This is a genomic window from Alteromonas sp. BZK5, from assembly GCF_014349115.1.
Classification (GTDB): domain Bacteria; phylum Pseudomonadota; class Gammaproteobacteria; order Enterobacterales; family Alteromonadaceae; genus Alteromonas; species Alteromonas macleodii.
The window spans coordinates 1-1,501 of sequence record NZ_JACSOE010000248.1 but is presented as its reverse complement, the minus strand read 5'-3'; the positions used below and the strand labels follow the sequence as shown (position 1 = coordinate 1,501).

At 38.4% G+C, this 1,501-nt stretch carries 3 protein-coding genes; 2 read left to right on the top strand and 1 reads right to left on the bottom strand.

Features of this window, described 5'->3' with window-relative positions:
- Nucleotides 1-81 precede the first annotated feature (81 nt).
- A complete protein-coding gene (locus tag BIZ39_RS21720) occupies nt 82-450 on the top strand; it encodes a DUF3034 family protein (protein ID WP_316248275.1) in 369 nt (122 codons plus the stop codon).
- A 12-nt stretch (nt 451-462) separates the two neighbouring features.
- Nucleotides 463-894, top strand: coding sequence for a group I truncated hemoglobin (locus tag BIZ39_RS21715; RefSeq protein WP_187448101.1), 432 nt, complete (start codon nt 463-465; stop codon nt 892-894).
- Between the two features lie 190 nt (nt 895-1,084).
- On the opposite strand, the gene BIZ39_RS22705 is transcribed toward BIZ39_RS21715, so the two are convergent.
- Nucleotides 1,085-1,417: a DUF3883 domain-containing protein gene (locus BIZ39_RS22705; RefSeq protein ID WP_187448100.1), complete on the bottom strand. Its 333-nt coding sequence runs from the start codon at nt 1,415-1,417 to the stop codon at nt 1,085-1,087.
- Nucleotides 1,418-1,501: the final 84 nt, after the last annotated feature.

Below are 1,501 nucleotides of genomic sequence, written 5' to 3'. Positions count from 1 at the left end.
AGTTTGAATTCTTTCGAGTAGCTTTTTCGGGTTTTCATATACACTCCAGTTGAGATAATTATCTCTTAACTGGGTGTGTGAATCTATTGGAGCACGTCATTAGGCACTCCATCAGGTTATAATTTACTCACCAATCTTACCGCGCGATATACAAAGGCGAATGTGTTTGGCTTACTTGGATTTGGTTCTGAAAACAACGATAGCGCTAAGCTCGAATGGGAGGGCTCTTTAGCAGTATTAATTAGCCCTACCACAGCAATTGGCACAGAGTTTAGAACGCAAACCAATCGATTAGGAGGCTTAGCTGAAGAAGACACCGTTGTTGATGCCTTTATTGCCTACTTCCCAAATAAATCTATTTCGATTACCGCTGCCTATGTGGATTTGGGCAATTTACCTTTGCAAGAAAGTTCTTCAGGATTTTATCTAACGGTAAACAGCACTTTTTGATAGGGGAACGAAATGATCAGACACTGCTTCCGGTTAATGGTAATTGCTGCGTTAAGCGTATTGATAATCGCATGCGCCAGCGCTCCTGAACAAAGCCTTTATGAAGAAATTGGCGGCCATAAAACGCTCAATACCATATACGGCGTAGCGATTACGCGAATTTACACTGACCCCGTAATTAGTCATTACTTCAAAGGTGTTCCCAAAAAACATTTAAGAGATCAACTTGTATTGCAAACATGCGAGCTTATTGGCGGGCCTTGCGAATACGATGGAAAAACAATGTTGGAGTCTCACACGGGTCTCAATATTAAGGAGCGTGAATTTTACATATTGGTGGAGTATGTCCAAGGCGCGATGCGCGATGTGGGGCTAACCTATCAGCAAGAAAACCGTATTCTTAAGCTGCTAGCGCCAATCAAGTACGAAACGGTATACCTGTAATGAAGCGTGTATTTATTAGCCCAGTGAATCGACTAGAACTCTCTAGACACTTAACTACTTTATAATTATGTAGTACTAAGTAAAAAAGTTGCCATGACTATCACTTTACTGAGTTTTTCTATAAATATTGTATTATATAAAAACTAAGCTTGTAATTATTGAAAGTATCTAGAAAAGTCTCACCCCATGATTAATTAATTTGTAACCTGAAAGATTCCACAGTCTTTCCAACTACTGACATTTCTTGATTGTTTATGACAATTAACTTCTTATTCTTAAATTTACAAATAAAAATTTTTGGTTCATCGGTCATACATCCTGTAACAATTACGAGTCGATAGTTTTTCTTTCTTTCCTTAAAATACTTATATTCGTTCGGAGTCAATGTTATGTCTGGAGATTGTTGGCCTCTACCTTTTACTTCTACACATAGTTTACCTTTACCCTTACCTATCTCTAGATCATAACCGCAGTTTTCGCTTTCTACGGATTTGATATACTCATAACCGAATGACGTGGTCAACCAAAATCACACAACCCAGTTAAGCCGCTTTTTGTAAGTTAGCCATGTCAGCCTCATATTGATTTGGACTCTTGTAATCCAGAT